The organism is Microbacterium sp. MTN4-26 (assembly GCF_042846595.1).
Taxonomy (GTDB): Bacteria; Actinomycetota; Actinomycetes; order Actinomycetales; family Microbacteriaceae; genus Microbacterium; species Microbacterium luteum.
The window spans coordinates 148,003-174,866 of the sequence record NZ_BTGO01000004.1; the positions used below are offsets into that span (position 1 = coordinate 148,003).

22 protein-coding genes and 2 tRNA genes are annotated in these 26,864 nt (G+C 70.0%); 12 read left to right on the forward strand and 12 right to left on the reverse strand.

Going from position 1 to position 26,864, the window contains the following annotated elements:
• The first annotated feature begins 36 nt into the window (after nucleotides 1-36).
• Genes ACGG9C_RS04935 through ACGG9C_RS04950 form a run of 4 tightly spaced genes read left to right on the forward strand, consistent with a single transcriptional unit; the run spans nucleotide 37 to nucleotide 4,398 of the window.
• On the forward strand, nucleotides 37-738 hold the full coding sequence (locus ACGG9C_RS04935) for a winged helix-turn-helix domain-containing protein (RefSeq protein WP_286794164.1): 702 nt from the start codon (nucleotides 37-39) through the stop codon (nucleotides 736-738).
• 48 nt (nucleotides 739-786) lie between these two features.
• On the forward strand, nucleotides 787-2,952 hold the full coding sequence (locus tag ACGG9C_RS04940) for an RNA degradosome polyphosphate kinase (protein WP_286794162.1): 2,166 nt from the start codon (nucleotides 787-789) through the stop codon (nucleotides 2,950-2,952).
• Nucleotides 2,949-3,890 (forward strand): NUDIX domain-containing protein, encoded by a 942-nt coding sequence (locus ACGG9C_RS04945; protein ID WP_286794160.1) that lies wholly within the window; start codon nucleotides 2,949-2,951, stop codon nucleotides 3,888-3,890. Before ACGG9C_RS04940 ends, ACGG9C_RS04945 begins: the two co-directional genes overlap by 4 nt.
• A gap of 1 nt (nucleotide 3,891) precedes the next feature.
• Entirely contained in the window at nucleotides 3,892-4,398 is a 507-nt protein-coding gene (locus tag ACGG9C_RS04950; RefSeq protein WP_390178347.1) for a hypothetical protein, read from the forward strand.
• 12 nt (nucleotides 4,399-4,410) lie between these two features.
• Here ACGG9C_RS04950 and ACGG9C_RS04955 read toward each other — a convergent pair whose 3' ends face one another.
• The gene (locus ACGG9C_RS04955) at nucleotides 4,411-5,688 is read right to left on the reverse strand and encodes a M1 family metallopeptidase (protein ID WP_390178348.1); all 1,278 of its coding nucleotides are present in this window, start codon (nucleotides 5,686-5,688) and stop codon (nucleotides 4,411-4,413) included.
• Complete coding sequence (locus ACGG9C_RS04960) at nucleotides 5,685-9,635, reverse strand: Pls/PosA family non-ribosomal peptide synthetase (protein ID WP_390178349.1); 3,951 nt, start codon at nucleotides 9,633-9,635, stop codon at nucleotides 5,685-5,687. Before ACGG9C_RS04960 ends, ACGG9C_RS04955 begins: the two co-directional genes overlap by 4 nt.
• A gap of 236 nt (nucleotides 9,636-9,871) precedes the next feature.
• Between ACGG9C_RS04960 and ACGG9C_RS04965 the strand changes: the two genes are divergently transcribed.
• From ACGG9C_RS04965 to pstB, 4 genes are all read left to right on the forward strand, one after another.
• Complete coding sequence (locus tag ACGG9C_RS04965) at nucleotides 9,872-10,978, forward strand: phosphate ABC transporter substrate-binding protein PstS (protein ID WP_390178350.1); 1,107 nt, start codon at nucleotides 9,872-9,874, stop codon at nucleotides 10,976-10,978.
• A gap of 109 nt (nucleotides 10,979-11,087) precedes the next feature.
• Nucleotides 11,088-12,056 (forward strand): phosphate ABC transporter permease subunit PstC, encoded by a 969-nt coding sequence (gene pstC / locus ACGG9C_RS04970; protein WP_071044439.1) that lies wholly within the window; start codon nucleotides 11,088-11,090, stop codon nucleotides 12,054-12,056.
• Entirely contained in the window at nucleotides 12,056-13,147 is a 1,092-nt protein-coding gene (pstA, locus tag ACGG9C_RS04975; RefSeq protein ID WP_390178351.1) for a phosphate ABC transporter permease PstA, read from the forward strand. Before pstC ends, pstA begins: the two co-directional genes overlap by 1 nt.
• A gap of 25 nt (nucleotides 13,148-13,172) precedes the next feature.
• Nucleotides 13,173-13,952, forward strand: a complete 780-nt coding sequence (pstB, locus tag ACGG9C_RS04980) for a phosphate ABC transporter ATP-binding protein PstB (protein WP_071044437.1) — start codon at nucleotides 13,173-13,175, stop codon at nucleotides 13,950-13,952.
• A 67-nt stretch (nucleotides 13,953-14,019) separates the two neighbouring features.
• Here pstB and ACGG9C_RS04985 read toward each other — a convergent pair whose 3' ends face one another.
• The 4 genes from ACGG9C_RS04985 to sigK form a co-directional block, all read right to left on the reverse strand.
• Nucleotides 14,020-14,904 carry an aminodeoxychorismate lyase gene (locus ACGG9C_RS04985; RefSeq protein WP_390178352.1) on the reverse strand — a complete coding sequence of 295 codons (885 nt, stop codon included), beginning with the start codon at nucleotides 14,902-14,904 and terminating at the stop codon, nucleotides 14,020-14,022.
• A 330-nt stretch (nucleotides 14,905-15,234) separates the two neighbouring features.
• Nucleotides 15,235-15,873, reverse strand: a complete 639-nt coding sequence (locus tag ACGG9C_RS04990; RefSeq protein ID WP_071044435.1) for a DNA-directed RNA polymerase subunit beta — start codon at nucleotides 15,871-15,873, stop codon at nucleotides 15,235-15,237.
• A 29-nt stretch (nucleotides 15,874-15,902) separates the two neighbouring features.
• Complete coding sequence (locus tag ACGG9C_RS04995) at nucleotides 15,903-16,670, reverse strand: anti-sigma factor domain-containing protein (protein WP_390178353.1); 768 nt, start codon at nucleotides 16,668-16,670, stop codon at nucleotides 15,903-15,905.
• A complete protein-coding gene (sigK, locus tag ACGG9C_RS05000) occupies nucleotides 16,667-17,269 on the reverse strand; it encodes an ECF RNA polymerase sigma factor SigK (protein WP_176759402.1) in 603 nt (200 codons plus the stop codon). Before sigK ends, ACGG9C_RS04995 begins: the two co-directional genes overlap by 4 nt.
• A 191-nt stretch (nucleotides 17,270-17,460) precedes the next feature.
• Between sigK and ACGG9C_RS05005 the strand changes: the two genes are divergently transcribed.
• From ACGG9C_RS05005 to ACGG9C_RS05015, 3 genes are all read left to right on the forward strand, one after another.
• Nucleotides 17,461-18,126, forward strand: coding sequence for a fasciclin domain-containing protein (locus ACGG9C_RS05005; protein ID WP_390178354.1), 666 nt, complete (start codon nucleotides 17,461-17,463; stop codon nucleotides 18,124-18,126).
• Between the two features lie 118 nt (nucleotides 18,127-18,244).
• Nucleotides 18,245-18,320: transfer RNA gene (locus tag ACGG9C_RS05010), tRNA-Lys, on the forward strand.
• Between the two features lie 47 nt (nucleotides 18,321-18,367).
• Nucleotides 18,368-19,165: an MOSC domain-containing protein gene (locus tag ACGG9C_RS05015; protein WP_390178355.1), complete on the forward strand. Its 798-nt coding sequence runs from the start codon at nucleotides 18,368-18,370 to the stop codon at nucleotides 19,163-19,165.
• Here ACGG9C_RS05015 and ACGG9C_RS05020 read toward each other — a convergent pair.
• From ACGG9C_RS05020 to ACGG9C_RS05035, 4 genes are read right to left on the reverse strand one after another with little or no spacing between them, the layout of a single operon-like run.
• Entirely contained in the window at nucleotides 19,152-22,061 is a 2,910-nt protein-coding gene (locus tag ACGG9C_RS05020) for a DUF2207 domain-containing protein (RefSeq protein WP_390178356.1), read from the reverse strand. The genes ACGG9C_RS05015 and ACGG9C_RS05020 overlap by 14 nt on opposite strands.
• A gap of 47 nt (nucleotides 22,062-22,108) precedes the next feature.
• Nucleotides 22,109-22,378: a hypothetical protein gene (locus tag ACGG9C_RS05025; protein ID WP_390178357.1), complete on the reverse strand. Its 270-nt coding sequence runs from the start codon at nucleotides 22,376-22,378 to the stop codon at nucleotides 22,109-22,111.
• Between the two features lie 37 nt (nucleotides 22,379-22,415).
• The gene (locus ACGG9C_RS05030; RefSeq protein ID WP_390178358.1) at nucleotides 22,416-22,997 is read right to left on the reverse strand and encodes an isochorismatase family protein; all 582 of its coding nucleotides are present in this window, start codon (nucleotides 22,995-22,997) and stop codon (nucleotides 22,416-22,418) included.
• Nucleotides 22,994-25,300 carry an MMPL family transporter gene (locus tag ACGG9C_RS05035; protein WP_390178359.1) on the reverse strand — a complete coding sequence of 769 codons (2,307 nt, stop codon included), beginning with the start codon at nucleotides 25,298-25,300 and terminating at the stop codon, nucleotides 22,994-22,996. Before ACGG9C_RS05035 ends, ACGG9C_RS05030 begins: the two co-directional genes overlap by 4 nt.
• Before the next feature lie 57 nt (nucleotides 25,301-25,357).
• Between ACGG9C_RS05035 and ACGG9C_RS05040 the strand changes: the two genes are divergently transcribed.
• Entirely contained in the window at nucleotides 25,358-26,317 is a 960-nt protein-coding gene (locus tag ACGG9C_RS05040; protein ID WP_390178360.1) for an EamA family transporter, read from the forward strand.
• A gap of 5 nt (nucleotides 26,318-26,322) precedes the next feature.
• Here the strand turns inward: ACGG9C_RS05040 and ACGG9C_RS05045 are convergent, their stop codons facing one another.
• Nucleotides 26,323-26,715 carry a hypothetical protein gene (locus tag ACGG9C_RS05045; protein ID WP_071044427.1) on the reverse strand — a complete coding sequence of 131 codons (393 nt, stop codon included), beginning with the start codon at nucleotides 26,713-26,715 and terminating at the stop codon, nucleotides 26,323-26,325.
• 59 nt (nucleotides 26,716-26,774) lie between these two features.
• Nucleotides 26,775-26,847 (reverse strand) — tRNA-Thr (locus ACGG9C_RS05050).
• Between the last annotated feature and the right edge of the window lie 17 nt (nucleotides 26,848-26,864).

Sequence of the window (26,864 nt, forward strand, 5' to 3'; positions counted from 1 at the left end):
GGGCCACGGCGTGTTCGACGCCGAGAGGATGGCGTCTTGGCACAGCTTCTGGTTCTCAGCTCCGCACAGGGGGGCGGCCCTGTCCTGCCCTCGCTCGAACTGCTGAGTCATCGCGTACGGCAGATCCCGGCCGAAGCCGCGCAGCTGGTGAACGCACCGAGCTCCGACGTCATCTTCATCGACGCGCGCGTCGACCTGGTCGGCGCGAAGTCGCTCAGCAAGATCCTGAACACCACCGGCGCCGACGCTCCGCTGATCCTCATCGTCACCGAGGGCGGACTGACCGCCGTGTCGACCGACTGGGGCGTCGACGACGTGATCCTCGTGACCGCCGGTCCCGCGGAGGTGGATGCGCGCATCCGCCTCGCCATCGGCCGCAAGAGCCAGGACCAGGGCTCGAGCCGCATCCAGACGTCCGGCATCTCCATCGACGAGTCGTCGTACTCCGCGAAGGTGCACGGCAAGCCGCTCGATCTGACCTACAAGGAGTTCCAGCTCCTGCACTTCTTCGCCACGCATCCCTCGCGGGTCTTCACGCGCGAGCAGCTTCTCAGCGAGGTGTGGGGATACGACTACTTCGGCGGCACCCGCACGGTCGACGTGCACGTTCGTCGCCTGCGCGCCAAGCTCGGCGACCTGGAGCAGCTCATCGGGACGGTCCGGAACGTCGGCTACCGCTTCAACGTCTACGAGGACGACCAGGTCCCGACGCCGCGCGAACGCGGCGAAGCGTCGTAGCCCGCCGCGTTCACACCGCGGTCACCTTCGTCCTGCAATGATGAGGGGATGATCGAACCAGAGGTTCTCGATGCCGGTCTCGGCGATGCCGACGACGATGACTTCGACCAGTCCGAGAGCTTCGATGCGCAGCTGCCCGAGCACCGCTACCTCGATCGGGAGGTGAGCTGGCTCGCCTTCAACCAGCGCGTGCTGGAGCTTGCCGAGGACGAGCTGACACCGCTCCTGGAGCGGACGAACTTCCTCGCGATCTTCGCCAGCAACCTCGACGAGTTCTTCATGGTGCGCGTCGCCGGCCTCAAGCGCCGCATCGTCACGGGACTGGCGGTGCCCACCAACGTCGGGCGCTCGCCCCACGAGGTGCTCTCCGACATCTCCGCCGAGGCGCACGCCCTTCAGGTGCGTCATGCCGCGGCGTGGACCAATCTGGTGAAGCCCGCGATGGCCCGCAACGGCATCGAGGTGCTCTCCTACGATGCGCTCGACGACGACGACCGGGCGAAGCTCTACACCTACTTCCAGACCCAGGTCTTCCCCGTGCTCATGCCGCTCGCGGTCGACCCGGCGCACCCCTTCCCGTACATCTCCGGGCTGTCGCTGAACCTGGCGATCCGCATCCGCAACGCCCGAACCGGCCGTCAGGAGTTCGCGCGGCTGAAGGTGCCGCCCATGCTCCCGCGGTTCGTTGAGGTCTCGCGCGACGACGACGGGGTGCGGTATCTGCCGCTCGAGGACCTCATCGCCAACAACCTCAGCGACCTGTTCCCGGGGATGGAGGTGCTCGATCATCACGCGTTCCGCCTCACGCGCAACGAGGATTTCGTGATCGAGGAGGACGAGACCGAGAACCTCATCCAGGCGCTCGAGGCCGAGCTCATGCGCCGGCGCTTCGGACCTCCCATCCGCCTCGAGGTCACCGACGACATGGACGACCTCACACTCGAGCTCCTGGTGAACGAACTCGACATCACCGAGCAGGAGGTCTACCGCCTGCCGGGGCCGCTCGACCTGCGCGGCCTGTTCGATCTGGCGCGCATCGATCGCCCCGATCTGCACTACCCGCCGCACCTGCCCACGACGGCGCTCGCCTTCCAGCCGGGCGACAACACCGAGCGCAGCGACATCTTCACCGCGATCCGCAAGGCGGATGTGCTCGTGCACCACCCCTACGAGTCGTTCGCGACGAGTGTGCAGAGCTTCCTCGAGCAGGCGGCGAAGGATCCCCACGTTCTGGCCATCAAGCAGACGCTGTACCGCACGTCGGGCGACAGCCCGATCATCCAAGCGCTCATCGACGCGGCAGAGGCCGGCAAGCAGGTTCTCGCTCTCGTCGAGGTGAAGGCGCGCTTCGACGAGGCCAACAACATCGTCTGGGCGCGCAAGCTCGAGAAGGCGGGCGTGCACGTCGTGTACGGCCTCGTCGGACTCAAGACGCACTGCAAGCTCGCCCTCGTGATCCGCGAGGAGGAGGGGGTGCTGCGCCACTACAGCCACGTCGGGACGGGGAACTACAACCCCAAGACCAGTCGGCTGTACGAGGACTTCGGCCTGTTCACCGTCGACGACGAGGTCGGCCGCGACCTCACCCGCCTGTTCAACGAACTGAGCGGATACGCGATCGAGAAGAAGTTCAAGCGGCTCCTGGTCGCTCCACTGCACCTGCGCAAGGGGCTCCTCCGGCTCATCGACAAGGAGCGCAAGAACGCGCTGGCCGGCAAGCCGTCCCGGGTGCGGATCAAGGTCAACTCGATGGTCGACGAGCAGATCATCGACGCGCTGTACCGCGCCAGCCAGGCGGGGGTTCCCGTGGAGGTCTGGGTGCGCGGCATCTGCTCCCTCCGTCCCGGTGTGCCGGGTCTGAGCGAGAACATCACGGTGCGGAGCATCCTCGGGCGCTACCTCGAGCATTCCCGCATCTTCGCGTTCGAGAACGACGGCGATCCGCAGATGTACATCGGCAGCGCCGACATGATGCACCGGAACCTCGATCGACGCATCGAGGCGCTCGTGCGGGTCGTCGCCCCCGCCCACCTCCGCGAACTGGACGATCTGTTCACCCTCGCGATGAGCGACAGCACCAGCTCGTGGTGGCTGGGCGCGGACGCGGAATGGACGCGCCACGCCCAGAGCGCCGACGGCGCACCGCTGCTGGACCTGCAGGATCGCACCATGCACGACGTGCGGCGACGCCGTCGAGCACGGGCGGTGCGATGAGCTCGGCCGTCGTCTACGCCGCCGGCGGGGTGGTGTGGCGAGTCGTCGACGGCAAGCTGCGCATCCTGCTCGTGCACCGCACGAAGTACCGCGACCTGAGCCTACCCAAGGGCAAGGTCGACCCCGGGGAGACCCTGCCCGAGACGGCCGCGCGCGAGATCCACGAGGAGACCGGCATCCGTGTGAGCCTCGGTGTGCACATCGGCGTCTCCCACTACCGGCTTCCGTCATCACGGGAGAAGATCGTGCACTACTGGGCCGCCGAGGCGACCGACGCCGCGATCCGGGCGAGTTCGTTCACGCCGAACAAGGAGATCGCCGCGCTCGAGTGGGTGTCGCTGAAGAAGGCCGTGAAGCGCCTCAGCTATCCCGTCGACGTCGAGATCGTCGAGCGATTCCGCGCCTTCCTCGACGAGGGGGCCTTGCGCACCTTCCCGCTCGTGATCCTCCGGCATGCGAAGGCCGTCTCGCGGGACGCGTTCGACGGCGAGGTCGACGCCGAGCGTCCGCTCGCCCCGCGCGGGCGCCGGCAGGCGAACGAGCTCGTCGGCCCGCTTGTCGCGTTCGGCGTACGCAGGATCGTCTCCAGCCCCGCGGTGCGGTGCGCCAGCACGGTGCGTCCGCTCGCGGCCGCCCTGGGCTGCAAGGTGCACCTCGAGCCGGGGATCAGCCAGGATGCGTGGGAGGAGGGGCGGTCGGATGTGCGGCGCATCGTCGGTGATCGGATCCGCGCGCGCCGGCCCGTCGTTCTCTGCAGTCATGGCCCCGTGCTTCCCGACATCGTCAGCGAGCTCGCGCTCGCGGCCGGCAGCATCCCGGGCTCGTATCTGGGCAGCGCGTCGGCGCTGGACACGGGAGAGTTCTCGGTCGTGCACCTCTCGGCCGACGACCCGGCCTCGGGCATCGTCGCGACCGAGAAGCACGACGCCGGCGTGTGACGTGGAGGCGATCCAGGTCGCGTGGGCACCCGTCGCGGATGGCCCCCGACGCGCCGTCGCCGACGAGCTGCTGCGCCGCCTCGCTCCCGGGTGCGACGTGTCGCGCGTGTGCGCCCGGTGCGGTGGGGACCACGGCGCACCGCGGCTGACTCCCGGCGGACTTCTCGCATCGACGACGTATGTCCGGGACGGCATGAATCGGGTGGCGACCGCGGTCGCGGCTGTCATCGACGGACGCGGACTCGTCGGCTTCGGCATCGACGCGGAGCGCGGCGACGCCTCGGACGCCTCCGACGTGGTCGGTGTCGCCACCCTCCGGGAGTGGGTGCGTCTCGAGGCTGCCGCCAAGGCCGACGGCCGGCTCCTGCGCCTCGACCCGACATCCGTCGTCGTGCACACCGCGGGTTCGACCTGGACGGCGTCCCTCCCGTCGGCCCCCGACGTGCGCGGGCGCGATCTGCCGGGACCGCCCGGGTCCGTCCTCAGTGCGGCGTGGCGCTCGGCATGACAGGCCGAGACCTCACGCGTCCGCGGGAAGCGGCGGAAGCTCGCGGGCGTAGAGCCACTCGTCGAAGAACGCCGCCATCGGGCGGCCCGCGAACGATTCCGCCAGCGCGATGAAGTCGTCCGTCGACACCAGAGCATGGCGGTGGCGGCCGGTCCACGCGGTCAGCAGCTGCGCGAACGCCTCGGCGCCGATGGTGCGGCGCACGGCAAGGAGGGTGAGCGCGCCGCGCTTGTAGACCCGATCGTCGAACATGTCTCGGGCCCCCGGGTCTCCGATCACGATGTCGGCACGGAGGTCTCGAACGCGGCTGTGGGCTGTGGCCGCGAGATCCTCGATCGTGGGCCCGCCCGAGGCCTCGGACCACACCCACTCGGCGTAGCAGGCGAAGCCCTCATTGAGCCAGATGTCTCGCCACGCGCCGATCCCGACGCTGTTGCCGAACCACTGGTGGGCGAGCTCATGGGCGATCAGCCGCTCGTACTCCGGTTCGAGATGGTTCGCGCCGAAGACGGCGAGTCCCTGCGCCTCCAGCGGGATCTCGAGATCATCGGGAGTCACCACCAGGGTGCACGCCTCCTGCGGATAGGTCCCGAAAGTCTCCTCGAAGCACGCGATCATGCGGGGCACGTCGGACAGAGCCCGGCGCGCCCGCACCGCCAAGGCGCCCGGCGTGAAGACCGTCGCGGGTCCCAGCGACTTCTCGCGGTAGGGCCCGATGTGCACGGCCGCGAGATAGGTGGCGGTCGGGACGTCGCTGCGGAACTCCCAGCGCGTCGAACGCCCCTGCTTGGTCACCGAGACGCGGCGTCCCGTGGCGGCGACGGTGTAGCCGGCATCCGCGGTCACGGCCACGGTGAAGCGCGCCCGGTTGTCGGGGCGATCGTTGCAGGGGAACCACGTGGGCGCCCCGACCGGCTGCGACGCGACCAGCGCGCCCTCCTCGAGCTCCTCCCACCCGATCTGCCCCCACGTCGACCTGCGGGGAGAGGGCCTTCCCGCGTAGCGCACCTCCGTCGAGAACCGCTCACCCGCGGCGACCGGATGCGGCACGCTCACGCGGAGGTGGCGCGGTCCCTGCCGGAACTTCGCGGGCACGCCATCGACGGTCACGCGCGTCGCACGAAGTCCGATGAGGTCGAGCGAGAACGCACCGAGGTCGGTCACGGCGACCGCGTTGAGGGTCGCGCGGGCCTCGAGGTGATTGGTCCGGACGGCGTATCGGAGATCGAGGTCGTAGGATTCCACGTCGTACGACGCGTCGCCGCTCGAGGGCGTGTACGCGTCGCTCACGAGGTCGTCTGGTAGGCGCGGACCTTGACCGCACGCCAGGGGCCGATCGGGTTGCCGCTCCAACGCGAGCCCACCGGCACGTGCTCCCCGCGCATGACGAGGGATGCCGGACCGACCGTGGCGTCGGCGCCGATGGTCGCCGCGGGCAGGATCACACTGTGCGGTCCGAGGGTCGCCCCGGACTCGAGTTCGACGGCATCCATGCTCATGATTCGATCATGGAACAGGTGCGTCTGCACAACGCAGCCGCGGTTGACCGTCGCACCGTCGCCGAGGGTGACGAGGTCGGGCTCCGGCAGCCAGTAGGAGTCGCACCAGACCCCCCGCCCGATCGTCGCACCCAGTGAACGCAGCCAGACGGCGAGCGCCGGCGTTCCGGCGGCCGCCCGCGCGAACCACGGCGCGGCGACCATCTCGGTGAACGTGTCGGCGACCTCGGTGCGCCACACGAAGCTCGACCACAGCGGCTTCTCCCCCGCACGGATGGGTCCGACGATGAGCCACTTCGCGAGCGTCGTCACCGCGGCCGCGAGACCGCCCGCGAGCAGAAGGACGGGTCCCGACAGCACGAGCGTCCACACCGGCCCCACGCCCTCCCACAGCGCCGCGAGGGCGAACAGCACGCCGAGCCCGAGCCCGCAGCTGACGATCACCGGCACGATGCGCAGAAGCTCCCATGTCGCGCGAGCGACACGCAATCCCGCCCCGGGCCGATAGGTGCGGCTCTCGTCGACCTCGGTCGCGACGCGTCGCAGGCGCACGGCCGGTGAGCCGAGCCAGGACGAGCCGGCCTTCGCCTTCTCGGGTGCCACCGACAACACGGCGACCAGGCCGTCCTTGGGAACGCGATGGCCGGGACCGGCCATCCCGGAATTCCCCAGGAAGGCCCGTTTGCCGATGCGCACCCTTCCGATGCGCATCCAGCCCTTGCGGAGCTCGTAGGAGGCGACCATCGTGTCGTCGGCGAGGAAGGCCCCGTCTTCGATGCGCGTCATCGACGGCAGCAGCAGAACCGTCGAGGCCTCGACGTTCCTGCCCACCCGTGCTCCGAGCAGGCGCAGCCAGACCGGGGTGAACAGGCTCGAGTACAGCGGGAAGAGGAACTGGCGCGCGGAATCGAGAAGCCGCTCGGTCGTCCACACCTGCCATCCGATCCGCGATCGCACCGGATGAGTCCCCTCCGTCAGGCCGATCGCCAGCAGGCGCACGCCGAGCACGACGGCTCCCGCATAGACCACGCCCGCCGCGATCACCGCGGGAACCAGCCATGCGGCGGCACTGGCGAAGAACGCGCCGAGAGTGTCTGCGCCGCTCGCTCCCACCGCGAGAACCAGCCCGCCGACGGCCAGCGGGCCGATCGGCAGGAGCCCGAGGAAGACCGACGATGCCGCGTAGGCGGTGAGCCAGCGGCGCGCCGGGGGCGGGGCGTCTTCGGGCCAGCGGTCGTCGCCGGCCGCACCCACGCGCACCGCGGGCGAGCCGGCCCATCTCTGATCGGCGCGCACGCGGCCGAACACCGCCGACCCGGGGGCGATCTCGGCCCGACGGCCGATGCGCGTCCCGGGCGCGAGCGTGCTCCGTGCGCCGACCGCGGCATCCGCCCCGATGCGCACCGGCCCGACGCGCACGCGGTCACCATCGATCCAGGAGCCGGTCAGGTCGACTTCCGGCTCGATCGATGCGCGCGAACCGACCTCGAGCATCCCGGTGATCGGCGGGAGCGTGTGCATGTCGACGTCGCGGCCGATCTTCGCCCCCAGCAGCCGCGCATAGAACGTCACCCACGGTGCGCCGGCCAGACCCACCGCGTCGATCTGGTCGGCGAACTGGTCGGCGAGCCACAGCCGCAGGTGCACCCAGCCGCCCCGGGGATAGTCGCCCGGCTTCACACCGGACAGCAGCAGTCGCGCCGCGAGCGCGGCGATCCCCATCCGGCCGAACGGTGTCGCGAACAGCAGCAGGCCCACCACGAGGACCCACCACGGCACCTCGGGAAGCACGTCGAACCCCGGCACGAGCCGCAGCAGCGCGCTCGCGGTCAGCAGGTAGAGCAGCCAGCGCACACCCGTGACGATGAACAGCGGCACACCGAGGAGCGACTGCAGCCACTGCATCCGCCGCGGCGTCGGCTTCGGCGTGGAGTACTCCCCCACCGGTGTCGCCGCGGCCACGGCCCCGATCGCCGACGCCATCGCCGCGAGCCGTGGGACGTCGTAGATGTCGGCGACGGAGAACTCCGGAACCCGGGCGCGGATGCGCGAGACGAGCTGCGCCGCCGCCAGAGACCCGCCGCCGAGGTCGAAGAAGTCCGCGGCGGCATCGGTGATCGGCATGCCGAGCACCGCCTGCCACTGCTCCGCGAGCCATGCCTCGTCGTCGGTGAGCCCGTCGGCGGTGTCATCGGCGCCCGGGAGGGGCCACGGCAGCGCGGCGCGGTCGACCTTGCCGGAGGTCCGCACGGGAAGGTCGTCGACCTCCGCGAGGATCGGGACGACCCCGGCGGCGAGTCGCTCGGTGAGCCGCGCCCGCGCGGCGGCGCGGTCGAGGGGGGCCTCGGTGACGACGTATCCGACGAGCACCGACACTCCGGCATCCGTCTTGCGAACGGCAGCGCAGGCAGCGGCCACGCCGGGGAGATCTCCGAGCGCGGCCTCGACCTCGCCGAGTTCGATCCGGCGGCCCCCGATCTTCACCTGATCGTCGGCGCGCCCCTGGAAGATGAGCCCCTCGCGTTCGTAGCGCACGAGATCGCCCGAACGGTACGCGCGCTCCCAGCCGAGCGAGGGCATCGGCGCGTACTTCTGCGCGTCCTTCTCCGGGTCCAGGTAGCGGGCGAGGCCGACGCCGCCGATGATGAGCTCTCCCGCCTCGCCTTCACCGACGCGGTTCCCGTCGGCGTCGACGACCGCGAGCATCCATCCGTCCAGCGGCAGGCCGATCCGCACGGGACCGTCCCCTCCAAGCGGTGCAGCGCAGGCCACGACGGTCGCCTCGGTCGGGCCATAGGTGTTCCAGACCTCGCGGTCCTCCGCAGCCAGACGAGCGGCCAGTTCGGGAGGACAGGCCTCGCCTCCGAAGATCAGCAGGCGCACGTTCTCGATCGCGCTGCCCGGCCACATCGACGCGAGGGTCGGAACGGTCGAGACCGCGGTGATGCTCTGCCGAAGCAGCCACGGGGCGAGATCGTCGCCGGAGCGCACGAGCGACCTCGGCGCGGGGACGAGGCAGGCGCCGTGGCGCCACGCGAGCCACATCTCCTCGCACGACGCGTCGAAGGCGACTGAGAGTCCCGCGAGCACACGATCCCCCGGCGCCAGGGGCGCATCCTGCAGGAAGAGGTTCGCCTCGGCGTCGACGAACGCCGCCGCGCTGCGGTGCGTGACCGCCACGCCCTTCGGAACGCCCGTCGAGCCCGAGGTGAAGATGATCCACGCGTCGTCGTCGACGGTGGGCGGAGGCACCGCGGCGATCGCGCTCGTGCTCGGGTGGGGCGCGGCGTCGGCGTAGAGCGCCGCCGGCCCGGTCGCCGCCCCACCGCCCGAGGCGGGAACAGTCGGCACATACACGCCGCCGGTGCCGATGATCCCGGTCACCGCCGCCTCGCCGAACACGAGCGCGGCGCGCTCGTCGGTGTCGTCGGCGTCGACCGGCACATAGGCCGCTCCAGCGGCCAGCACGCCGAGGATCGACACGTAGAGATCCCGGGAGCCGGACGGCACCCGGATGCCGATGCGGTCGCCGCGGCGAACACCGGCCTCGTGCAGGCGCGCCGCGGTGCGCGAGACGAGTGCGGCGAGCTCCCGGTAGCTCAGGGCGCCGGCGCCGTCATCGAGCGCCGAGGCCTCCGGGTGCCGGGCGACGGTGTCGCGGAAGACCTCGACGAGCGTGCGCGGTCGGGTGGCGAGGGATGCGCGATCGAGCGCACTCTGGTCGAGGTCTGCGGGCACGTCAGACGGTCGCATCCACGGCCACGCGCGCCGCCTTCGTGATCTCGGACATGACCATCACGCTAACCACTCCGCGAAGCCGCCTTCGCACGGCTCGGGCGATCCGGCTTCCTGCACAACATCCGTTCACCAGTCGTTCACCTCCCGCGCGCACTCTCTTAAGGCTGCGTGCTTAGCGTGCACGGCGAGCCCCGCACCGGGCCCGCAACCCCAACCCCTACACGTGAGGATTCACAGTGAAGCTCAACCGTCTTGCGAAGATCGGCGCCCTCGGCGCTGTCGCCGCACTCGCCCTGACCGCCTGCGCCGCGAACGAGGGCACCGACACCGCCTCGGACACCACCGACGAGACGAGCACGCTCTCGGGCACCCTCGACGCCACCGGCGCCTCGTCGCAGACCGCCGCCCAGGAGGCGTGGGTCGCGAACTTCCAGACCGCCAACCCCGACGTCACGGTCAACTACGAGCCCACCGGATCGGGCACCGGCCGCGAGAACTTCATCGCCGGCGCCAGCAACTTCATCGGCTCGGACCGCGCGTTCAACGACGAGGAGATCGCCGCCGGCGGCTTCGCCGCGTGCGCCGCTGACGGAGAGGCCGGCATCGTCGAGCTGCCGATGTACATCTCCCCGGTCACCGTCGCCTTCAACCTCGAGGGCATCGACAGCCTGAACATGTCGGCTGAGACCATCGCGAGCGTCTTCGCCGGCGACATCACCAACTGGAACGACGAGGCCATCGCCGCCGACAACCCCGACGTCGAGCTCCCCGACCTCGCCATCTCGCCCGTGCACCGCTCGGACGACTCGGGCACCACCGAGACCTTCACCTCCTACCTCGAGGCCGCCTCGGGCGGCGCGTGGGAGTACGAGGCCGACGGCGTGTGGCCGATCGACTCCGGTGAGGCCGCTCAGGGCACCTCGGGCGTCGTGGACGCGACCCGCAACGGCAACGGCGCGATCACCTATGCCGACGCCTCGCAGGTCGGCGACCTCGGCACCGTCTCGGTCGGCGTCGGTGGCGAGTTCGTCCCCTACTCGGCCGAAGCCGCCGCGATGATCGTCGACTCGGCTCCGCAGGTCGAGGGCCGCGGCGAGGGCGACCTCGCCCTCGAGGTGGACTACAGCACCGAAGAGTCCGGCGTCTACCCGATCGCCCTCGTCAGCTACCTCATCGGCTGCGTCGAGTACGAGGACGCGAACACCGCTGAACTGGTCGCGGCGTACTTCTCCTACATCGCCAGCCCCGAGGGCCAGGACGCCGCCGCCGAGAACGCCGGCTCGGCCCCGATCTCGGACGACCTGCGCTCGCAGATCGAGTCCGCGATCGCCCTGATCGGCTGATCATCCCCCTGATCCCGCCCTGCCCGGCCTCGCCGTCGGGCAGGGCGGGATATCCCGTCCGACCCGCAGCAGACATACTGGGGCAATGGGTTCCCGGCGAAGGACAGAAATGGCGACGACCACCGACAACCGCCCACCCGTGAAGACCGAGACCAAGCGCGGCGCACGCCGCCGCCCTGGCGACCTCGCCTTCTCGGGCACCGCTCTGGCCGCAGGAATCACCATCCTGGTGCTGCTGGCCGCGGTGTCCGTCTTCCTGATCGCCGAATCCGTTCCGGCGTTCACCTCCGACCCCGCCGAGAACCCGATCCTCAACGGCAGCTCGTTCCTCGAGTACGTGTGGCCGCTCGTCTTCGGCACCATCTGGTCGGCGATCCTCGCTCTGGTCGTCGCCGCACCCTTCGCCATCGGCATCGCCCTCTTCATCTCGCACTATGCGCCCCGCAGAATCTCCGCGGTGCTCGGCTACATCATCGATCTGCTCGCCGCCGTGCCCTCCGTCGTCTTCGGCCTCTGGGGCGGCCTCGTCTTCGCCGGCATGGCTCAGCCGTTCTACGTCTGGCTGAACGAATACCTCGGCTGGATCCCGCTGTTCGGCGGCCAGGTCTCCGCCACCGGCCGCACCATCCTGACCGCCGCCCTGGTGCTCGCGATCATGGTGCTGCCGATCATGACCGCCATCTGCCGCGAGGTGTTCCTGCAGACCCCGGTACTTCACGAAGAAGCCGCTCTCGCGCTCGGCGCCACCCGCTGGGAGATGATCAAGATGGCCGTCCTCCCCTTCGCCCGCGGCGGAATGGTCTCCGCGGCGATGCTCGCCCTCGGGCGCGCGCTCGGCGAGACGATGGCCGTGACCATGGTGCTGTCCGTGTCGGGCGTGGTCACCTTCGAGCTCCTCACCGCGACGAACCCGACCACCATTCCCGCAAACATCGCCCTGTCGTTCCCGGAGGCCTACGGTGACGGCATCAGCGTGCTCATCGCCACCGGTCTCGTCCTCTTCGTCCTCACCTTCGGCGTCAACGCACTGGCGCGCTGGATCGTCGCGCGCCGCGCCGAGTTCTCGGGAGCCAACTGATGACCACCATCGAGAAGACCGCCGCACCGGCGAAGGCGAACTCCCTCACCACCGGCCGCCTTCCGAAGGCGACGCCGTGGATCGTCCTCGCAGCGTCGTGGGCCCTCATGGCGGTCGTGTTCGGATTCGCCAACATCGGCAACCCCGTCGGCGACTTCAACATCGCCGCCACCGTGTTCCTCGGAACCCTGCTGTTCGTCGCGGCGATCTACGCCATCTCGTCCATCGTGGAAGGTCAGCGCAAGGCGACCGACCGCTTCATCACCGCCATCGTGTCGGCCGCCTTCCTGGTGGCCCTCCTCCCGCTGATCTCCCTGCTGTTCACGGTGCTCGTCAACGGTCTCGCCCGTTTCGACATCGAGTTCTTCACGTACAGCATGCGCAACGTCATCGGCGATGGCGGCGGCGCGATCCACGCCATCTGGGGCACCCTGCTGATCACGCTGGCGGCGACGATCATCTCGGTCCCGATCGGGCTGATGACCTCCATCTACCTGGTGGAGTACGGCTCGCGCAGCAAGCTCGGCAAGGCCATCACCTTCTTCGTCGACGTGATGACCGGCATCCCGTCGATCGTCGCGGGTCTGTTCGCCTACTCGCTATTCGTGGTCTTCTTCGGTCCCGGCATCTCGAACGGCTTCATGGGTGCGGTCGCACTGAGCGTGCTGATGATCCCCGTGGTCGTGCGCTCGTCGGAGGAGATGCTCCGCCTGGTGCCGAACGAGCTGCGCGAGGCCTCGTACGCCCTCGGCGTGCCGAAGTGGCTCACGATCGTGAAGGTGGTCCTCCCCACCTCGATCGCCGGCATCACCACCGGCGTGATGCTCGCCATCGCCCGCGTCATCGGAGAGACGGCCCCCCTGCTGCTGACGGCCGGCTATACCGCGAGCCTCAACCTCAACCTGTTCGAGGGCAACATGATGACGCTGCCGGTGTTCGTCTACAACCAGTACGCCAACCAGGGCACCAGTCCCGACTCGGCCATCTCCCGCGCCTGGGCCGGGGCCCTGACGCTGATCCTGATCGTCATGGTGCTGAACCTCGCCGCTCGCGCGGTCGCGAAGTTCTTCGCCCCGAAGACCGGTCGCTGACCCACACCCGAGAGAAAGAACCGTCTTGTCCAAGAGCATCGAAGTCAACGACCTCAACGTCTACTACGGCGACTTCCTCGCCGTCGAGGGTGTGTCTCTCGACATCGAGCCGCGTTCGGTGACCGCCTTCATCGGTCCGTCCGGGTGCGGCAAGTCGACCTTCCTGCGCACCCTCAACCGCATGCACGAAGTCATCCCCGGCGCCCGCGTCGAGGGTGAGGTCCTCCTCGACGGCGACGACCTCTACGGCAACGGCGTCGACCCGGTCGCCGTGCGTCGCCAGGTCGGCATGGTCTTCCAGCGCCCGAACCCGTTCCCGACGATGTCGATCCGCGAGAACGTGCTGGCCGGCGTCAAGCTGAACAACAAGCGCATCTCGAAGAAGGATGCCGACGACCTCGTCGAGCGGTCGCTGCGCGGCGCCAACCTCTGGAACGAGGTCAAGGACCGTCTCGACCGCCCGGGCTCGGGGCTCTCCGGCGGTCAGCAGCAGCGTCTGTGCATCGCGCGCGCGATCGCCGTCTCCCCCGATGTGCTGCTGATGGACGAGCCCTGTTCGGCGCTTGACCCCATCTCGACGTTCGCGATCGAGGAGCTGATCGGCGAGCTGAAGAACGAGTACACGGTCGTGATCGTCACGCACAACATGCAGCAGGCATCGCGCGTGAGCGACAAGACCGCCTTCTTCAACATCGCCGGCACCGGCAAGCCCGGCAAGCTCATCGAGTACAACGACACCAAGACACTGTTCACCACCCCACAGGAGCAGGCCACCGAGGACTACGTCTCCGGCCGCTTCGGGTGATCGACCGCCTTCGTCAGACAGCGCCCGCACGGATCACCGTGCGGGCGCTGCTGTGTGAGCGCGCCGCTCAGTCGCGAGGCGCGAGCAGGTACTCGTTGAGCGATGCTGTGAAGGCGGCGTCGAGGGGCAGCTGCGCGCCGTCGATCGCGACCACCGGAGCCGCGAGCCGCACGCTCGAGACGAGCCACGCCGCATCCGCTTCGTGCAGCCGGGACACCGGCACCGTCTCGTACGCGGCATCGAAGCCGAGGTCGCGCAGGTGTGCGAACAGGCTCACCTGGGTCGTGCCGTGCAGGATGCCCGCGCCCGGTTCGGGCGTGACGAACCGGTCCCCGAATCGCAGGATGACCGAGCTCGTCGGTCCCTCGAGCACGATGCCGTCGGTCGTGACGAACAGCGCGTCATCGGCGCCGCGTCGCCGCGCCTCGCGGATCGCCGCCATGTTCACGGCGTAGGACAGGGTCTTGGCCCCGAGCAGCAGCCACGGCGCCCGTGCGGGAGCGGCGCTGTCGAAGCCGCGGTCGAGCGTGACCACGCGGACACCGCCGGTGCGGGCGGCGGTGTTGTCGGGGGCGGATGCTGCCGTGACCCACGCGGTCGGGGTGGGTCCGTGCTCGATGCCGCGGCTCAGGATGAGCTTGATCACGCACTCCCCCGGCGGGCATGCCGCGGCCGCGACCGCGATCGCCTCACGCCACTGCGCAAGGTTCGGTGCCGGCAGGTCGCACAGCCGCGCCGAGTGCGCCAGCCGGTCCAGGTGGGGTCCGACCTCCTGCGCGTGCCCGTCGACGACGCCGATGGACTCGAAGATGCCGTCGCCGCGCTGCGTGCTCAGCTCGCCGATGCTGAGCGCGGGCGCCGCGGGGTCGACCTGCTGGAACGTCGCCGCGAAGTCGGCGGCGGCCGCATCCGCGTCGGCGGGGTCGATGATGAGCGCGAATCTCCAAGCCATGGCACGAGCCTACGGCGCCCGGAATACCCCCGGCGCACGGTCCGTTACACTGGAACAGTCGGGCCGCAGTAACCCCGGGCTCCATCTTCTGCCGCTTCGAGCGGCCTTGCGCCGAGAGGCGTTCTGCGGCCCGGCACTTTGCTGCCCGGCCCGGCCCGGACGCTGCCCGCCCGGACGCGCATCCGCATCCTCATCCACTCCCCACCGCACGACGCCCGATGTCGGAGATTCATCGCTTTGTCGGAGACATTCGTCGCTTTTCTCCGACATCGGCGCGATTCTCCGACATCGGTGAGGCGATTGGACCCGTCAGTGCGGGTGCCGGTGCGATCAGGTGAGGGTCTCGCGCCGCCACAGGCCGGCGCAGGTCGCGAGATCGGTGCCGTAGTCGGACAGGCGGAGCGCTCGGCGCGTGAGCGCACTCGCACGGTCGGACTCCGTCGGCTCGTAGTCGTCGGCGAGGTGGGTGGATCCGGCAGCCTGGATGCGGCAGAACGCCGCCGCACGCTCCAACGCCACCGCGAAGTCCCCGCTGAACGCGCCGCGCAGGATGACGTCGATGAGCGCGACCAGCTCCTCCGGCCCGGCAGGCGTGGGAGCACCCGCGACGACGTCGTCGGCGGAGGCGAGCTCCGCGCGCCCGCGCTCGTACAGCAGCGCCGCCGTGCCGGGATCGTCGTGGATCATCAGCTGCAGCAGGTACAGCCGCCACAGCGCGCCCGGCAGGCTCGACGCCGGCGAACGCGACCACAGCTCGGCGATGTCGTCGATCCCGTGGTCGTCGGTGAAGGTCACCAGGCGGTCGACGACCGCCGCATCCGGCTCGTCCCGCACGCGCGAGAGCAGCGCCTGGGCGGTCGAGTGTGCGGCGCGCGAGACCTCAGCCGGGTCCTGCGCCGAGTAGAGCCGATCGAACAGCTCCGCGGGGCGCCGCACGGGCTTGTGGAATTCCCGGGACTCGTCACTCATGCGTCCAGGCTACGCGCCCGACGACGACGTCACGCCGTGGGGATGACCACGATCGGATCGGTCGACGGCTGTCCGGTCGGCGATCCGCCGGCGGGTTCGATCGTCACCGCGAGGGCATCTCCCGGCTCGAACTGGCCCTCCAGGAGCGCGGGCTCGTCGCTGTCAGCGGGACTGTACAGGCCGGCCGATACCGGACCCTCCCCGCGCACGAACCACAGCTCGTACGTCTGGTCGTCGCCGAGGTCGGGCAGATCGTCGGAGACGAGCACGGCCTGTCCCAGCGACTCCGACCAGTAGGCCGTGACCGCACCCTCGCCGCTGACGAGCTCGGCAGTCGTCGCCTCCGAATCCGGGGCGTCCTCGATCTGCTGGAGCGCGACGACGGATGCCGGCCGCGTGAGGTACTCGTTGATCGTGACCGCGCCGAAGCCGAGCGCCACCAGCAGCACGAGCGACGCGGCGAGCGCGAACATGCCGCGCATCCACTTCTGCCGTGCGACGGTCTGGATGGCTTCGGTGCGCGGCGCCGTCGACGGCTGGACCGGCGGTGATGCCGGTGCCTTGGGGACCTGCGGTGTCTCGGCGATGCGGGCGAAGAGTGCCTCGCGAATCGCCGTGGGCGGCTCGACGATGGGGACGGCAGAGCCCAGCAGGGCCGCGGCATCGGCGTCGGCGGCGGCGATGTGCTGCCATTCCGGGTTTGCGGCGAGCGCGGCTTCGTACGCGCGCTCGTCGTCGGCCGACAGGGCGTGCACCGCGTGCCCCGCCGACAGCTCCGCGAACTCGTTCCGATTCACGCTTTCACCCCCATCTCGACCCGTAGCCGCGACAGACCGTCGCGCATCCTGGTCTTGACCGTTCCCAGCGGCGATCCTGTCATCGCCGCGATCTCGCTTTGACTGTAACCCCCGTAGTACGCCAGGACGATGGCCTCGCGCTGAGGGTCGGGAAGGGCCGACAGAGCCGTCGAGACGCGTCGTCCTTCGAGCTTCAGTTCGACCTGCTCCGCGACCCCGTCGTATGCCACTCCGAGGTCACGGATGCCGGCGCGGACGTCGCGATCGCTGCTCGCCTGCGACGACCGCACGCGGTCGACGGCTCGGCGATGGGCGATCGTGAGCACCCACGACCTTCCTTGCCCTTTCTTCGGAGCGAACTTCGCGGCGGATTGCCACACCTCCAGAAACACTTCCTGAAGGACCTCTTCACTCTGCGATCGGTCGACGAGCACACGCAGGATGAGACCGAAAACGCGCGAGGAGAGCATGCCGTACAGCGCGGTGAACGCGCTCTGGTCGCCTCCGGCGATGCGTTCGAGGAGTTCGGCGACGTGATCGGTGCGGTCGCTGCCGTCCTCGGGGACGTCGACGCCGTCAATGACCATACGCTCCAGCATGCCTCACGCGCGCGAGGAATCCGGTATCGGTACGGTCCGCTTGACGTGTGTCGACGGCTGTGAGCGGCTGCGGAGAGACCGGATCCGAGAATCTCCAATCCACCCGCCCGGGTGCTCCGAAGAGCCTGTGTACGCCGCTTCTGCGGACGACGATCCGGCCCTCGCGGCCACCTACACCGGAGGTAAAAGTCATGCTCACCAAGAAGTCGCACATCACTGCTGGTCTCTCGCTCGCCGTCGCCGCGACGTTCGCGCTGTCGGCCTGTTCCGGCTCCACGTCGTCGGAGACGATGGACGAGGACATGCCCACGGAAGAGACCACCGCCCCCATGGAGGACGACGCCATGGAGGAAGACACCATGGACCCCGCCGCCATGCTCGTCGGCCCGGGCTGCGCCGACTACGCCGAGGCCGTTCCGGACGGCGCGGGCTCGGTCGAGGGCATGGCCATGGACCCCGTCGCGGTCGCCGCGTCGAACAACCCGCTCCTGACCACGCTCACCGCGGCCGTCAGTGGCGAGCTGAACCCCGACGTCAACCTCGTCGACACCCTGAACGGCGACGAGTTCACCGTCTTCGCGCCCGTCGACGACGCGTTCGCTCAGGTCGACGACGCCACGATCGAGACGCTCTCCACCGACTCGGAGCTGCTCACCTCGATCCTCACGTACCACGTCGTTCCCGGGCAGCTGAGCCCCGACGAGGTCGTCGGAACCCAGACCACGGTCCAGGGTGGCGACGTCGAGGTCACCGGCTCGGGTGACGAGCTGATGGTCAACGACGCGATGGTCATCTGCGGTGGCGTTCAGACCGCCAACGCGACCGTGTACCTCATCGACTCGGTTCTGATGCCGTAAGGCTCGAACCGCCGGCGGCCGGACTCGGGGGAGGGCCGGCCGCGACCAAGACGACGCGGTCGTCGACGCTATGCGAGGTGCGTCGGCGGCCGCGTCGCCCATTAGGCTGGAGGTTCACGGGCCTCTAGCTCAGTCGGTAGAGCATCGGACTTTTAATCCGCGGGTCGTGGGTTCGAGCCCCACGGGGCCCACCAACCTCGTCATGCGAAGAGGCCCCGGCCACCGCGTGCGAGGATGAGGCGTGCCCACGGTCACCGCTCTCTTCCGCTACCCGGTCAAGGGCTTCACACCCGAGGCGCTGACCGCTCTCGAGATCGACGCCGACGGTCGCGTGCGAGGCGATCGGGTACTGGCCTTCCGGTTCGCCGACGCCGTGACGCCCGATTCCGACGGCGGGCTCGATCACTGGCCGAAGGCGCGCGGCCTCTCGCTCATGCGCTTCGCCTCTCTCGCGAGGCTGCGCACGACGTTCGACGCCGCAGAGCGGCGCCTGCGCATCCACGACGACGAGGAAGGCCTCGTGCTCGACACGGTCCTCGACGATGAGGGTCGCCGAGAGGCGGCGGATGCGATCGGCGGGTGGCTCACCCGCACCGCCGACGCCCGTCTTCTCCGTGCGGACGGCGTCATGCCCCTCCACCTCATCGGCGACGGGCTGACCTCGCGCTTCCAGGACCGCGCCCGCGGATATGTGTCGCTGCACGGAGCCGCGTCGGTGCACGCGGTGGCGGATGCCGCGCCGGTCGCCATCGACGATCGCCGTTTTCGATCGAACATCGTCATCGGAGACACCCACGCCTGGGAGGAGCTGAGCTGGCGCGGATCGCTGCGCATCGGCGGGATGGAGTTCGACATCGAGCGGCCCATCGGCCGCTGTGCGGCGATCACCGTCAATCCCGACACGGGCGTTCGGGATGCGCGCCTCCTCGGCCTGCTCACGAAGGAGTTCGCCCAATCGGAGCCGACCCTGGGTGTTCTCCTGCTCCCCCGACACGGTGGCGGGACCATCCGGGTCGGAGACGACGTCACTCCGCTCTGACGTCCGCGTCGGTCCGAGCGCGAGCGCGGGAGGCCTCCGGGCGCACGAGGATCCAGCCGGCCACGCTCGCGGCGATCGCCGTGAGCGCTCCCCCCGCGAGAGCCGGGAACTCCCGCCAGTCCGACGGCATGTCGGCCGTCGCCCAGAAGAACACGATCAGGGCGGCGACCGCGAACGCCGGGGGGAGCACCCACATCGCCTCGCGGAACGTGCCGCGGGAAAACCGACGGGATCGGCGGACACGGACGACAACCGCGGCCAGCACCGCGAGTGCGAGAGCCGCGGCGGTGAGGACGCCGACGAGCACGATCGGGAACACCTGGGACAGGCGATGCTGCGTCCACCCGGCCCGGTCGACGGTGAAGGACCCGGCGGGGAACTCCAGCAGGACACCGAGGTCGGAGTAGGTGCCGGAGGTGGGATATCCGTATTCCCCCTCGGCTGTCTCGAGCACGTGAGTGACCACGGACCCGTCCCTGATCTGCTCCTCGGTCAGAGTCCCGCTGGCGTCGGAGTCCGGGAGCCCACGCTCCAGCTCCTCGACGGCCGTACCGAACGGGAATCCCGATTCCCGCCAGTCCCGCGCCTCCTCGGCGGTGTCCGGGTCCTCCCGCAGCCATCCGGCGGACAGTGCTGTCTGGGCGAGGTCATCCGGGATGGCGATCGAGACGCGTGCCGACGGCGCCGACGGGTGCGCCCATCCGCTCTCCCATCCGTCCAGCAGCGCACTCCAGCGGATTCGCTGCACCGTCTCTTCGTCGTGTCCCGACACCGGCGATCCGACGCCGACGGTGACCGGATGCTCGATCGCGTACGCGATCTCGACCGTGTGCTCGCCCTCCAACACCCGCGGCAGAGCCGTCGAGACCTCGATCTGGGCACCCACCCGCGAGGCGGTGTAGTCGACGGCGTCGCCGTCGACGCGCACCGCGGCGACCTCGAAACCGATGTCCTGGCCGTCCACCTCGGCCGGGAATCGCTGAGCGAACTGCGGGACGCGCGCGGCCCCCTCCTCGAACGTCACGTCGACGCGCTCCGTGACGGCCAGGACCGGATCCCCGGCGACGAGCTCCATCGTCGCGTCGATGTCGACGGCGCTCACCTGCGTGTAGAGGGTGCCGGCCGCGGCGAAGTCCCACGACGCACTCGTGCCTCCACGCTCATAGGGGTTGGGCACGACCGCGACGACGGCCACAGCCCCGGCGACGGCCAGCACCGCCAGAGCGCGCACGAGAAGCCTCGGCCAGGTCACGAAGTCGCGCGTGCGCCACCGCCGGAGATCGTCGGCGCCGAGCTCGTCGGCCACGCGCGAGAAGACGACCTCGCCGGTCGGCCTCGGATCGCCGGTGAGGACGGCGTAGGGAACGAGTCGATCGCTCAGCGGCGAGCGCGCGATCAGCTCCGTTCGTTCGGCCTGAAGACGCACGCCCAGCAGATGCTGCCTCACGAGGGCGCCTCGACGAGTCAGCGGGCGCGCCGACAGCGCGATCCAGAAGATCGCCGCGGTGAGCACGAGCGAGAGGGCGACGAAGGCGACCGGCCACCACACGATCGCGAGCGTGGCCTGGTGGGAGAGTTGCCGGATCAGTCCCAGCTGCAGGAGTGACAGCGCCGGCGGAGCACTCAGGAACGCGTCGCGCACGAACCCTCGGGGGATGCGGCGGTATCCCTCCCTCAGCTGCGCACCGCGGGCGGGATCGAGCCGGAAAGCGGCCGCCGCCCGGAAGCGGTCGCCGAATCGACCCGTCCGCGCAGCCGCACGCCCCACCGCCGCCAGGTGCTCGGTGCGGCGGCCGCCACCGAGGCGATCGATCGCGAGGGCGAGTTCGCGCGTGCGGACCGCACCCAGGAGCTGAGCCGCGGTGCGCACATCCACACCCTCCGGCGGATCGTGCTGAGCGACGTACCACGGCCGCCCTCGGGCATCGCTCCAGGCGACCGCCCGGGCGGCAAGGGCGAACAGGAGCGAGACGAGAAGGACCGCGAGCGGAACGAGAGGCCCGAACGACTGGACGAGGAAGAGGGGCGAGGGCGGAGGCATCGCGACGGTGCCGGCGGGGAAGACGAGGGTGAACCATGCCTGCGAGTGCGGGGGCATGTGCTGCTCGAGCGTGAACGCGTACGTCACGCTCGACGGCGGGGAGTCCGCTTCCGGCTCCAGCCACTCCCCGCCGCCGACGAGGCTCCACGCGGCCGCCCCTCGCGGGCTGCGCACGAGCTCGGAATCGAGGTGGTCGGGCAGCGTGACGCTCACGTTCAACACCGCCATGCCGTGCGGCCAGTCCGGACCGAGCACGCTCCACTCGACGAGGTCGGCGTCGCGGCCCGTCGCCGCGTCGATCCCCGAGAACGCGAGGTCGTGGGGGCGATAGCGCAGCACGAGGGTGTGATCACCGGACAGCTCTCGGCCGGCATCGACCTGCACGCGCAGCTGATCGCCGGTGTCACGCACCGCGGGTGTCACCGCTACGTCGTCGAGCGTCACCTCGATGATCTCCGTGCGCAGATCATGCCCCTCGTACTGCGTCGGCAGCGTGCGCTCGATCGTCGATTGATCGAGATCGTCGGGAAAGAGCGCCGTGATGGTCTCGGTGACCTCGGCATCCAGACGGCCGTCGCTCTGCGGCAGCAGCGTGTAGGCGGCGTCGAACTCGCGGGCGATCCAGCTGTCGGTGGCGCTCTCAGCGGAATCGAGCAGGTCATCCAGCGTCAACGGCGGGTTGATGACGGGACCCACCAGCAGGAGCACGCCCACCGCGGCGACCAGCGCCCAGCCACCGCGCAGCGTCCAGCGCAGCCTCGCGCCGCCGTGCGATCTCAGCCAGGCTTCGGTCGACAGGAGCCACCGCGACAGCAGCGCCCAGAGCGGCGTCGGGCGAGGGCGCGCGTCATCCACGCGATCTGCGGAGGGCGCGTCAGAGGGATCGACGTTCTCCACGCCGGTCAGAGCGCCAGGAGGAGGGCGATCGGCAGGATGACGGCCGCCGCGCCGACGACGAGCCCTGCTGCGGCCGGGAAGCGCCCTCCGCGCCCCAGCTGATGCAGGCGGAATCCGAATGCGCTGCACGCCACGGCGGGGACGCCGACGAGGATCGACAGGCCGGGGCTGATCACGCTGAGCAGCATCGCCACGATCGCGAGCACGAGGCCGGCCACGGCGACAGGATTGGTCACGCGGTCGGGGGCGGAGGCTTCCGGCTCGTCGTCGGTCACTCTTCGAGACTACGCGGCACGCGCACCCGCTGGTGGATCAATCCACAGACGCGGCCAGCGCGCCACCCGCGTGGGCGATCTCGGCGAGGGCGCGATCGCTCGAGTCGGGCGCGACCCCGGCGACCAGGTCCGTGAGCACCCTCACGCGCCGACCGGCCGCGATGGCGTCCAGGGCGGAAGCACGTACGCAGTAGTCGGTGGCGATGCCGACGACGTCGATGTCGAGCACGCCGTGCTCTTCGAGCAGCTGCACGACGGTGCGGCCGTCGTCGGTCTCGCCTTCGAACAGCGAGTACGCGGGCTCCCCCCTGCCCTTCTTGAGATGGTGGGTCACGCCGGTCGTGTCGAAATGGTCGTCGTACTCGGCGCCCGCCGTACCCGCGACGCAGTGGACGGGCCACGTGTCGATGAAATCGGGCTCGCCGTCGGCGAAGTGACCGCCGTTGTCGTTGTCGCCGTCGTGCCAGTCCCGCGACGCGACGACGATGGCGTAGTCGTCGCGATGGGCGGCGACATGCTCGCTGATGCGGCGGGCGACGTCGTCACCGCCTTCCACCCCGAGGGCACCACCCTCCGTGAAATCGTTCTGGACGTCGACGATCAACAGGGCCGTGCTCATTCTTCGAGCGTACGCCGGTACTCCGCTCGTGTCAGGGCGTGGCCGTCATCGGCCCTGAGTTCCTCCGCCGGCTGCCCGTCATCCGACGATCCCGCTCCGGATGCGCCGCCGCGCGCCGAGTCCTCCCGTCGCGCGAGTTTCGACGGCCACCAGATCGCCCGGCCGATGTCGTACGACAGGGCCGGCACGAGCAGGGAGCGCACGACGAAGGTGTCCAGCAGCACGCCGAACGCCACGATGAAGGCGATCTGCGCGAGGAACAGGATCGGAATGACCCCGAGCGCGGCGAACGTCGCCGCCAGAACGAGCCCGGCGGAGGTGATCACCCCGCCGGTGGCGACGAGTCCGCGCAGGATTCCGCGCCGGGTGCCGTGGACGAGCGATTCCTCCCTCACTCTCGACATGAGGAAGATGTTGTAGTCCACGCCGAGGGCGACGAGGAAGACGAATCCGTACAGCGGCACTGCCGGATCGGCGCCCGGGAAGGCGAAGACGCCGTTGAAGACGAGAGCCGACACGCCGAGGGCCGACCCGAAGGAGAGGATGACGCTCGCCACCAGCAGCACCGGGGCGAGCACCGCCCGCAGCAGCAGCATGAGGATGATGAGGATCACCGCCAGCACGACCGGGATGATCACGGTCCGGTCCCGGATCGAGGTGTCGTTCGAGTCGATGTCGGTCGCCGTCACCCCGCCGACGAGGACCGTTCCCTCCCCCAGCTCCTGGTCGTACGCGATGCGCAGCTCGCGCACGGTGTCCTCGGCAGCGACCGAGTCCGCCGCATCGGTGAGGGTTCCGATCAGGAGCACGTCGCCGTCGGAGAGGGTCGGCTCGGGCGCCGCGGATCCCGGGGGTCCGAACGCCTCGATCGTCGCCTCGCCGTCATTGACGACGACGCTCGCCTGACCGGTGGGCGAATCGTCGCTCGCGACGGCGACGGCATCCACACCCTCGTTCTCATCGAGCACCTCGGCGGCCGCGGCCAGATCGGACTCGGGGACGATCACGTACACCGGGCTTCCCGACCCCGCCGGGAAGTGCTCGGCGAGCACGTCCTGACCATCGCGCGCCTCGGAGGCGCCGAGCACGAGGTCGCTGGTGGCGACGCCGTCGGCTTTCAGCTGGGTGACGCCCACGGCGGCGGCGAGGAGGACGACGGTGCTGATGATCCAGACGGGGCGCGCGTGACGCGCGACCAGGCGCGCCTGCCGCTGCCAGAATCCGGCGACCGGCCGGGTCAGATCGTCGGGGATCTGCGCGGGTGGGTTCTTCGGGATGAACGGCCAGAAGGCGGCTCGACCGAACAGCGCCAGCAGCGCGGGCAGGAAGGTCAGAGCGGACAGCATCGAGAAGACGATGCCGATGGAGGCGATCGGGCCGAGGGCGCGGTTAGTCGCGAGGTCGCTGAGCAGCAGACACAGGAGTCCGGCGATCACGGTGCCGCCGGACGCGAGGATGGGCTCGAACGCGCCCCGCCACGCCCGGAGGGCCGCATCCCAGCGTCCGAGTCCCTCGCCCACGGCCTCACGGAAGCGGGCGACGTACAGCAGCGCGTAGTCGGTCGCCGCGCCGATCACGAGGATGAAGAGGATGCCCTGCACCTGGCCGTTCAACACGAAGACGTCGGCGAACGCGAGCCACCACACGACCAGCAGCGCGACGCACAGCGCGAACACGCTCGTGAGCAGCACGAGGATCGGCAACAGGGGCGACCGATAGACGATCACGAGGATCACGAAGACCGCGATGAGGGCGACCGCGAGGAGCAGACCGTCGATGCCGAGGAAGCCCTCGGTCAGATCCGAGGTGAACCCGGCCGGACCGGTGACCCAGCCCTGCATGCCGTCGGAGAGGTCGGCCTCGATGAGGTCGCGGATCTCCTCGACCGTCTCGCGCACCTCGCCCGAGGAGTCGATCGGCACGAAGATCTGGGCCGCCTCCGCGTCCTCCGAGACGATCGGCGGGGAGACGCCGTCCACGACGCCGGGAAGGTCCGCGATCTCGTCGGAAAGTTCGGTGATCTCCGCGAGGTCGTCGTCGGAGAGGGCGCCGTCGCCGGTGACGACCACGACGGCCGGGATGGTGTCGTCGCCGAGGAACTCCGGCAGCCGTTCCGAGACCTGCGTGGCGTCGGCGCTCTCGGGGAGGAAGCTGGACTGATCGTTGGTGGCGACCTCGTCGACCTTTCCGAAGTACGGGCCCCCGATGGAGCCTCCGACCAGCCAGACGAGGACGAGGACGATCGGGATGCCGATCCGCGCCCAGCGTGGGGGCGTACGGCGGACGTGCTGCGGCGAGGGCATATAGCTAGCCTATCTAGCGATATCCGTCCCCGGACGGACGCCCGTAGGCTGATCCCGATGTTCGCCGCGCTGATCGCCTTCGCCGGGGCCCTCGTCTACGGCTCCGCCGACTTCCTCGGTGGTCTCGCCGCGCGACGGCTGCGCTCCATCGTCGTCACCGCGGTCGCGGCCGCCACCGGTCTCCTCGCCCTCCTCGCCGCCCTGCCGCTCGTCGGCGGCGCTTGGCTGAGCACCGATGTGATGTGGGGACTGCTCTCCGGCATGCTCGGCGTCGTCGCCATCGTGCTCCTCTACGCGTGCCTCGCGATCGGGCCGATGAGCATCCTCTCTCCGCTGACGGCCGTCGTGACGGCGATCGCCCCGATGTCGTGGGGGCTGCTCGTTCAGGGCGAGGCCTTCAGCGCCCTGGGCTACGCCGGGCTCGCGATCGCGCTCGTCGCGGTCATCCTGGTGGGATTCATCCCCGGCGAGAAGGTGGTCCGCCCGAGCCTCCGCGGCCTCCTGATGGCCCTGGGCGCCGGCGCCGCGATCGGCGCGTTCCTCATCGCGCTCGATCAGACCAGCGAGGCGAGCGGTCTCGTTCCCCTCGTCGTCAACCGCGCGACGAGCACCGTCATCACCGGCGCCGTGGTGCTCGGCATGGTCGTCATCGCCCGGCGGCGCGGGCGGCCGGCGACGCACGCTCTTCTGCCCGTCGGCGCGCGCGTGGGTGCCGCGCCGAGCGGCCACGTCGACCTCGAGCACGCCGGCGGGGCCCCGACGGCGGCTGGGCGCGGTCCGCAGATCTCACCCTGGTGGCTGGCGATCGGATGCGGGCTGCTCGACGTGGGAGCGAACGTCGCAGCCCTCGTGGCGCTGCGATCGGGGGACCTCGCGGTGGTCTCCGCCCTCACGGCGCTCTACCCCGCCGGCACGATCCTCCTCGCCGCGCTCGTGCTCCGGGAGCGCGTCGCGGGCGTGCAGTGGATCGGCCTCGTTCTGGCGCTCGTCGCCGGCGGGATGCTCGCGGTCGGCTGACGCGGTCACCCGCGCACGAAGATCAGCGCGATCGAGACGCCGAGCGACACGACGCCGACGCCGAGGAACCCCACGGCGAACCAGGTCACGGCCCGCACGAGCGGCGAATGCGCGGTAAGGCGCAGGCGGTCACGGCTCCCCTGGCGGGCGAAGGCGTCGGCGGTGTCGTCGTGACCGATCGCCTGCTCCTGCTCCGCGGTCAGCACGGCCTGACCGACACCGTCATCGCCGAACCAGCGAGCGACCCGACCCTCGGGTGCGTCGTCGATGACGATGCGCACGGGTCGCCACGTGCCGTCGACGAGATAGAGGATGAGCGCGAGCCCGGCAACCAGAGTGCCGACACCGAATCCGAGCCACGCGAAGATCTCGGCGACTGTGTCGACCGCTCCGTGCATCGGCGATCCTCCGGTGGAGAGGGCGACAGGGGCCGCGGATGCGACCCCCTTCGCGTCTGAGCCACCTAAGGGAATCGAACCCTTGACCTATTCATTACGAGTGAATCGCTCTGCCGACTGAGCTAAGGTGGCGCGCCCCGCTTGCGCGA

Excerpts from the sequence above, each read along its gene's own strand:
- ACGG9C_RS04940 (WP_286794162.1), top strand. The coding sequence starts at position 787 with ATGATCGAACCAGAGGTTCTCGATGCCGGTCTCGGCGATGCCGACGAC.
- ACGG9C_RS04945 (WP_286794160.1), top strand. The coding sequence starts at position 2,949 with ATGAGCTCGGCCGTCGTCTACGCCGCCGGCGGGGTGGTGTGGCGAGTC.
- pstC (WP_071044439.1), top strand. The coding sequence starts at position 11,088 with ATGGCGACGACCACCGACAACCGCCCACCCGTGAAGACCGAGACCAAG.
- pstA (WP_390178351.1), top strand. The coding sequence starts at position 12,056 with ATGACCACCATCGAGAAGACCGCCGCACCGGCGAAGGCGAACTCCCTC.
- ACGG9C_RS04985 (WP_390178352.1), bottom strand. The coding sequence starts at position 14,904 with ATGGCTTGGAGATTCGCGCTCATCATCGACCCCGCCGACGCGGATGCG.
- ACGG9C_RS04990 (WP_071044435.1), bottom strand. The coding sequence starts at position 15,873 with ATGAGTGACGAGTCCCGGGAATTCCACAAGCCCGTGCGGCGCCCCGCG.
- sigK (WP_176759402.1), bottom strand. The coding sequence starts at position 17,269 with ATGCTGGAGCGTATGGTCATTGACGGCGTCGACGTCCCCGAGGACGGC.
- ACGG9C_RS05005 (WP_390178354.1), top strand. The coding sequence starts at position 17,461 with ATGCTCACCAAGAAGTCGCACATCACTGCTGGTCTCTCGCTCGCCGTC.
- ACGG9C_RS05030 (WP_390178358.1), bottom strand. The coding sequence starts at position 22,997 with ATGAGCACGGCCCTGTTGATCGTCGACGTCCAGAACGATTTCACGGAG.
- ACGG9C_RS05035 (WP_390178359.1), bottom strand. The coding sequence starts at position 25,300 with ATGCCCTCGCCGCAGCACGTCCGCCGTACGCCCCCACGCTGGGCGCGG.
- ACGG9C_RS05040 (WP_390178360.1), top strand. The coding sequence starts at position 25,358 with ATGTTCGCCGCGCTGATCGCCTTCGCCGGGGCCCTCGTCTACGGCTCC.
- ACGG9C_RS05045 (WP_071044427.1), bottom strand. The coding sequence starts at position 26,715 with ATGCACGGAGCGGTCGACACAGTCGCCGAGATCTTCGCGTGGCTCGGA.